The following is a 7199-nucleotide window of genomic DNA, read 5'->3' on the forward strand; positions in this document are numbered from 1 at the left end:
AGGTAGCCGCCAACCCCACCTTAAGTCGCCCCACCCTCCGAAAGGACGGTGGGGCGATCGGCGTTTTAAGAAGGACCGGGGGAGAGGGGGTTGCCGGGAATCCTGATTCGCTTTGACTAGAATTTTCGGTTAACCTATACCAGAACTATCTTGTTATAAGTTCTAAAAGCAATTGTGTACCTTCACAACTAAACAGCTTTTAGTAGATGCTTCCTCTCATATCTGGAACAGCCATTGCTGCCACTCTCTTAATCTTCATTCACTTCTTTGGACTTCGGCTGAGGCAAAAACTTGATTTTTCCCATATCCAGTTTTTGACAGCCCTGATTTCTAGAACCCGTTCTGTTCGGAAGATCAATAATTATCTGCTGCTTTTGTTGAGGCTAGTCTTTATAACAGCAGCTTTAGGAGCGTTTTTGTTGTTTCTGTTTCAATCTAGGAAGAACGTTGCGGTATCTCCTGCGCAAACTTCTGTCTTCATTGATACTTCCTGGAGTATGCAAAGTGCCTCTTCCGAGAAAGGGAACACTAAGGCTGAAATTGCTTTGGCTGCTGCCTCAGATATCCAGAAAGGAGTAAGTACTAGTTCAGGAGGACAGAATAGACAGATAAATCGGCAGGACTCGGTTTCTTTGCCGGAAGGAGGAACAAGCTTTTCTTCCTCGCAGGAGATTATTGATGGGATAGAGGAAAACAGCAGATCTACGACTACCTACCTTTTCTCTGATTTCCAGAAATCTACTTACCCGGTTGAAATGTTGAAGGGTTTGCCCAAGAAGCAGGCGATCACTTTGGTTTCTTTGACATCACCTAACATCTCTAATATCTATATAGATTCAGTTTGGCTTGAGCAGCCTATCCTGATGCCCCAATCCTTGGCGGGCCTAGCGGTACGTCTTGGTGGAAGCCAATTAGGTAAAAGTACACAGGTCAAAGTCTCGGCCTCTGAGGGAGAGCAATTGTTAGGGGCCACGCAAGTATTGCTTGATCCGGCTCAGAAAGCTACTGCCCATTTTAAGATTCCGCTCTCCAAGGCAGAAGCCAGGGAAATTACTTTCTCTGTAGAAGATCCTACCACTTCCTTTGATAACCAGTATTTCATTGTCCTTCCCCAACCCTCTACCGTTCACCTTAAAGTAAACAGGGCTTCTGGAGCTAACGATCCTATCATGCAAGCCTATAAAGCAGAACCGGCCTTTACCTTTTCAGGTGACGCAAAAAGTGAATCTGGGTTATGGATTATAGATATTCCTTCTTCTGGAGGTACTGCTTCGTTAGCAACTGCTATCAAAACTTGGGTGGAGAAAGGAGGGTCTGTGTTGCTCATTCCAGGTGCTTCCACGCAACAAGCCTCTTTGAGTTTCCTGGCTAGCATTGGGTTAAGAGGGATAAGCCAGGAAAATCAGGAACTTGGGGCCAAACCGCTCAAGCAGCCCGATCTATCAGACACTTTTTTTAGGCAGATCTTCGAAAAAGAGGTCAAAAACATGAAGATGCCCGACGCCAAACCTGTGCTCCGCTGGCATAGTTCTTTCCACACTATTTTGCGGTTCACCGATAATTCTCCATTCCTGAGTACGTTCAGGGTAGGCAACGGAAACATCCATCTGTTCGCGTCACCTATAACTAGTTCCTCTCCCTTAGTCGCGCACCCTTTGTTTGTTCCGGTGTTGTATCAATTGGCTTTGTCTACCAATTCAGGCAAAACGGTTCTGTCACATCAGCCAGGCAGCGGAAGCATTTCCCTTCCCCTTGAAAATCAAGAGGCTTCTAAAAACCCTTATGCCTTGCGGTTTGGGGATCAGACCTTTATTCCAGATCAGCGGGTTCGGCAGGATCAATTATTCATGACTTTGCCAAAAGACGTGAGCAAGCCTGGTTTCTACGAGGTGGTTAGAGACGGAAAACCTCTATCCAAGATCGCGTTAAATGTTCCCCGGGCGGAGTCAAGGCTGGAAGGATACACGGTGGAGGAACTGAAGGAGATAATGGCCGATCATGGGGAGAATGTGCGCGTGGTGGAGCCTCAGGAAAGGATGTCTTTGCAAAAACAGCTGCAAAAGGAAACTAGCAACCAATCCCTTTGGAAATATTGCCTAATATTGTGTTTTCTGTGCCTCGTGATGGAGGCAGTCATTTTAAGCACCAAGAAAAGTGGATCTCCTATTTAAAGCGGTTACCATCGTTGATGCAGCATCGGACCTTAACGGGCAAACAGTAGACCTTCTGCTCAAAGATGGACAGATAAAACAAATAGCTTCCTCCATTGAAGCCAATGACGTGCAATTGATTCCGGCCCAGGGGCTGCACTGCTCCATCGGGTGGTTTGACCTGAACGCCTTTTCCGGAGAACCGGGCTATGAGCACCGCGAAACCCTTCAGAACTTCATGAACGCCGCAGCCTTTGGTGGGTTCACGGAGGTGGCCTGTCTTCCCAACCTTAACCCTATTATTCAGAGCCGCTCCACGGTAGAATACTTTAAGAATTTTTCTTCCAGAGGCTTTGTGCGGTTACATCCTATTGCCGCCGTTACCCATGACATTGACGGAAAAGACCTATCCGAGATACTGGACCTGAAAGCCGCCGGTGCGATTGCCTTTTCTGATGGCTCTGATTCGCTGCAGGCCGAAGACACGGTTCTGAAAGCGCTGGAATACCTGAAGCTTTTTGGCGGAGTTCTCATAAATCAGCCTCAAAACAGGAAAATAGCAGCCGGCGGACAAATGCACGAAGGCACGGCCAGCACGCGCTTAGGGCTGAAGGGAATACCTGCCCTGGCCGAGGAAGTGCAGATCTCCCGTGATTTACAGTTACTAAGATATACATCCGGACGGCTGCACCTTACGCAACTTTCTACGGCCGCGGGCATAAACGCGGTAAGGGAAGCTAAGCGGCAAGGCTTACAGGTGACCTGTGATGTGGCCGCCCACCAATGTGCTTTCACCGATGAGATGGTAGAGCCTTTCGATACTAATTATAAAGTGACTCCTCCTTTCAGAAGTGAGGCAGACCGCGCCGCCATCTTGGAAGGCCTGCAAGACGGAACCATTGATACCCTGGTGTCTGCCCATACTCCCTGGAACGAAGAAGCGAAAGAATTGGAGTTCGACCTAGCCGATGCCGGAATCATTGGATTGCAGACAGCTTTCTCTGTAGCCAACGAAACCCTTTCTTCCCATCTTTCCTGGAGAGAAGTGGTGGAAAAGCTAACCGTAGGTTCGAGAGCGATAGTAGGGCTTCCGGTTCCCTCGCTCGCAGAAGGCACATCCGCAAACCTTACGTTCTTCAATCCTACTAAAACTTGGGTGTTTGAAGAACGCCTGAATGCATCGGCGGCTAAAAACAGTCCGTTCTTGGGGCGTGAACTGAAAGGGTGCGTATATGCGACCTACCTGAACGGGCAACTTACTGTGAACCCAGCCTACCAGAATTAGAGAAGACAAGACAGATGTTTGACAGAGCTGTGATTAATACCGCCATCCGATATGGCGTAACCGGAGGCATTGTAAGTGTGGTGTATATTCTGCTGCTTGCTTTCTCTGGCTTTGAGAATCCGTATGACAATGCCAGCGAGTATTCTTCTACCTTTATCTTTGTTTCGGTTTTCATTTTCTTGGGCATCAAATACTTCAAGAAGTTCTATGATGCAGAACTGGGTTTCGCGAAGGCTTTCAAGGTAGGTTTGCTGATTTCCTTTTTCCTGGCGTTTACGGCGGCTATGCTGCTGTGCATTTATTCTGTTTTTGCGGGACAAGAAATGATCAAAGAATATATTATCTTGAGTCAGAATCGGATGGAGATCACCCGGCAGGAGTTGGTAAAAGTGATGGGGGAGCTGAATTACAAAAATGTGTACCAGAACCTGAATCACCTTGACGGATTCAAATTGGCGCAGATCAGCTTCGTGAACCGAATGGTAGCGGGTTTCTTTATAAGTATCGTTTTAGGCGTATTTTTCAGAAAGTAAGTTAAAAACCAAAACCAATCATCATGAACGAACAAGTACTCATCAACGAACCTGCCGTTACCCCAGCCTCCGTTGGGGTACGCTTCGGAATAATGACCGGCTTCGCCTCCATCATCTTCAGCCTGGTTCTTTACCTGACAGGCCTTCACCTGAACAAAGGCGTTTCTTACCTGGGAACCATCATCCCCATCATCGGGATTGTCATGGCTTACCGGTATTACAAAAGAGAGAACCACGGCTTTATGTCATATGGCCAGGGACTTGGGACAGGTACAATACTGGCCACGGTCTCTGGGGTTTTGAGCGGAGTGTTCACGTACATTTACCTGAAGTTCGTTGACTCCAATATTATACAGCAAATCAGGAATGCCTCCATTGAAGAAATGGAAAACAAAGGGATGAGCGATGAGCAGATTGAACAAGCCACCAGCATGACCGAGAAATTCACCACCCCAGAAATGATGTTGGTGTTTGGGGTAGTTGGTGCGGTAATCCTTGGCTTTATTTTATCCCTTATCATTGCGGCCATCATGAAGAGAAACCGCCCAGAATTTGAGTAAAAGATTTTCATGCAGAACAGCGTAGATATTTCGGTGGTCATCCCACTTCTTAACGAGGCGGAGTCACTGCCAGAGCTTACCCAATGGATAAACCGTGTGATGGAATTGCACGGTTTTCTTTATGAGGTTATTTTGATTGACGATGGAAGCACCGACACCTCTTGGAAGGTCATTGAGGAGTTGTCTATGCAGAACCCTAACCTGAAAGGAATTAGGTTCAACCGGAACTACGGCAAATCTGCGGCTTTGAACGTGGGCTTCAGAGAAACCCAGGGCCGAGTGGTCATCACCATGGACGCCGACCTGCAGGACAGCCCAGACGAGATCCCGGATCTTTACCGCATGATTGTGGAGGAGGAATATGACCTTGTCTCTGGCTGGAAAAAGAAACGGTTCGATCCCTTGAGCAAAACCCTTCCTACTAAACTGTTCAACGCGGCTACCCGCAAGATCTCCAAGATCAAGCTCCATGATTTCAACTGTGGACTGAAAGCCTACGATGCCCGGGTGGTGAAAAGCATTGAAGTCTACGGCGAGATGCACCGCTACATTCCGGTAATCGCGAAATGGAATGGTTTTGGGAAAATAGGCGAGAAAGTGGTTCAGCACCGCGAACGGAAATACGGCACCACCAAGTTCGGACTGGAGCGTTTTGTCTATGGTTTCCTGGACTTGATGTCTATCACGTTTGTTTCCAGATTCAAGAAGCGTCCTATGCACTTCTTCGGGAGCCTGGGTACTATCTCTTTCCTGATCGGTTTTCTCATCACTTCTTGGTTAGTCATTGAAAAGGTCTATTATTCTTTCCAGAATCAAGCAGTAAGGAACGTCACTGACCAGCCACTTTTCTTCCTGGCGCTTGTGGCTGTGGTTGTGGGGGTTCAGTTATTCTTGGCAGGTTTCTTAGCCGAGATGATTTCCTTGGCGGGAAGAAGAAAAGACGAGTACCTGATCCGGGACAACATAGGGTTCGAATAAATGGCCCGTATTGTTATTATTGGTCCGGCCTATCCTTTCAGGGGAGGGATAGCGGCGTCAAGTGAAAGTTTGGCGCGCACCTGGCAGCAGATGGGCCACCAGGTAGAAACTTACACGTTCACAACCCAGTATCCGTCTGTTCTCTTCCCCGGAAAAACGCAGTATGTAGAAGGACCCGCTCCTGAGGATCTGGTCATCCACCAAGAACTGAGTTCCATCAACCCGCTTACCTGGATTACCCTTGGCCGAAAAATAAAGAAGCGGAAACCTGATCTGGTGCTGATCAGATACTGGTTGCCCTTCATGGCGCCTTCTTTGGGAACTGTGGCCAGAATCATCAAAGGGAACAAATACACCAAAGTGGTTGCCCTCACCGACAATGTAGTTCCCCACGAAAAGCGGCCCGGCGATAAAGCGCTGACCAAGTATTTCGTTGATGCCTGCGATGCTTTCGTGACCATGTCTGATACCGTCACCCAAGAGTTGAGAGGTTTCAACCAAACCAAGCCGATTCTAAGTAGACCGCACCCCATCTATGATACCTATGGTCAGAAGATGTCAAGAGAAGAGGCGCTGCAGGAACTTCACCTACCAGAAGGAAAATACATTTTGTTTTTCGGGTTCATACGCCACTACAAAGGATTAGACCTGTTGCTCGAAGCCATGAAAGATAAAAGGCTTCAGGAAAGGGGCATTAAATTGATAGTAGCCGGTGAATATTATGAAGCTCCAGATGCCTACCAACAGATTATAGAGGAAGGCCATCTGCAAACCCACCTTATTCTGGCTACCGAGTATATCCCACATGAAAAGGTGAAAGCTTACTTTTCCATAGCTGATCTGGTTGTTCAACCTTATAGACATGCCTCCCAGAGCGGAGTAACTCCAATTGCCTACCATTTTGAAGTTCCTGTAATTGTAACAGGCGTAGGAGGATTGAAGGAAATGATCCCAGACCAGAAAGTAGGTTATGTAGTAGAGGTTGAACCTAAAGCCATAGCAGATGCTGTAGAGAAGTTCTACCAGGAGAATAGGGCGGAAGAAATGATCTTGAACATCAAAGAAGAAAAGAAGAAGTACACGTGGGAAGCTTTAGCGAAAGCAATCATGGAAGCCGCAGGTATACAGGAATGAAAAGAGGCTGTTCATGAGAAAACAGGCTTAAAGCAGAATTAAGAAGAAGAGCTTTCTTCTAAGTATAGAAGGAGGAGTCAGGGTGTTGATCACCTTGACTCCTTCTTCTATTATCAAGCGTTCTGCAGAAAGAGGCGAGATACCTACGTTTCCAGGCCTTATTTTCCAAAACAGCCCCGGAACCCACCTCTAAAAAACTCCCTTTCCCGGGAACTTGTCAATCCCTTCCTTGGTTCTTCCCCAGGTTCTAGGCGGGAACCCTCCCTTTGATGGGGCAAAAGAAGGTAAACCAGGCCGAGCAGAAAAATATTCCCTGTTTGGAACTCCCTCGGCCTCAAAGCGGTTACGTCCTAGGCTGACACAGGAAGGCCTTTCACAAGCAGGAATCTTGGGAGAGGGGCCTTGTTTCTCCGAAGAGTTTGCCTACCTTTGCAGCCCGCTCGGCAGGAGGGGGAAGACGAACCAGGGCAGCCTGGTAGGAACGGGAAGAAGGGAAAAAAGTTTTCCTCATCTCTTGCGGATTCGGAAGTTCTCCTTACCTTTGCACTCCCTTCCGAGA

General features: G+C 47.7%; 6 protein-coding genes and 1 pseudogene. All 7 read left to right on the forward strand.

Going from position 1 to position 7199, the window contains the following annotated elements; translation table 11 throughout:
- Nucleotides 1-206: 206 nt before the first annotated feature.
- A pseudogene (locus EFB08_RS24035) lies at nucleotides 207-398 on the forward strand (BatA domain-containing protein); the annotation flags it as partial.
- 99 nt (nucleotides 399-497) lie between these two features.
- The gene (locus EFB08_RS16685; RefSeq protein ID WP_227006375.1) at nucleotides 498-2171 is read left to right on the forward strand and encodes a hypothetical protein; all 1674 of its coding nucleotides are present in this window, start codon (nucleotides 498-500) and stop codon (nucleotides 2169-2171) included.
- Nucleotides 2155-3435 carry a dihydroorotase gene (locus EFB08_RS16690; protein WP_123128112.1) on the forward strand — a complete coding sequence of 427 codons (1281 nt, stop codon included), beginning with the start codon at nucleotides 2155-2157 and terminating at the stop codon, nucleotides 3433-3435. The genes EFB08_RS16685 and EFB08_RS16690 overlap by 17 nt, the downstream gene beginning before the upstream one ends.
- A gap of 14 nt (nucleotides 3436-3449) precedes the next feature.
- On the forward strand, nucleotides 3450-3968 hold the full coding sequence (locus EFB08_RS16695) for a DUF4199 domain-containing protein (RefSeq protein WP_123128113.1): 519 nt from the start codon (nucleotides 3450-3452) through the stop codon (nucleotides 3966-3968).
- Between the two features lie 23 nt (nucleotides 3969-3991).
- Nucleotides 3992-4528, forward strand: a complete 537-nt coding sequence (locus tag EFB08_RS16700) for a DUF4199 domain-containing protein (RefSeq protein ID WP_123128114.1) — start codon at nucleotides 3992-3994, stop codon at nucleotides 4526-4528.
- 9 nt (nucleotides 4529-4537) lie between these two features.
- Nucleotides 4538-5506 (forward strand): glycosyltransferase family 2 protein, encoded by a 969-nt coding sequence (locus tag EFB08_RS16705; RefSeq protein WP_123128115.1) that lies wholly within the window; start codon nucleotides 4538-4540, stop codon nucleotides 5504-5506.
- Nucleotides 5507-6640, forward strand: a complete 1134-nt coding sequence (locus EFB08_RS16710; RefSeq protein WP_123128116.1) for a glycosyltransferase — start codon at nucleotides 5507-5509, stop codon at nucleotides 6638-6640. It abuts the gene before it with no gap.
- Nucleotides 6641-7199: the final 559 nt, after the last annotated feature.

This window comes from Rufibacter latericius, assembly GCF_003721515.1.
GTDB lineage: Bacteria > Bacteroidota > Bacteroidia > Cytophagales > Hymenobacteraceae > Nibribacter > Nibribacter latericius.

Excerpts from the sequence above, each read along its gene's own strand:
- EFB08_RS16685 (WP_227006375.1), top strand. The coding sequence starts at position 498 with ATGCAAAGTGCCTCTTCCGAGAAAGGGAACACTAAGGCTGAAATTGCT.
- EFB08_RS16695 (WP_123128113.1), top strand. The coding sequence starts at position 3,450 with ATGTTTGACAGAGCTGTGATTAATACCGCCATCCGATATGGCGTAACC.
- EFB08_RS16700 (WP_123128114.1), top strand. The coding sequence starts at position 3,992 with ATGAACGAACAAGTACTCATCAACGAACCTGCCGTTACCCCAGCCTCC.
- EFB08_RS16705 (WP_123128115.1), top strand. The coding sequence starts at position 4,538 with ATGCAGAACAGCGTAGATATTTCGGTGGTCATCCCACTTCTTAACGAG.
- EFB08_RS16710 (WP_123128116.1), top strand. The coding sequence starts at position 5,507 with ATGGCCCGTATTGTTATTATTGGTCCGGCCTATCCTTTCAGGGGAGGG.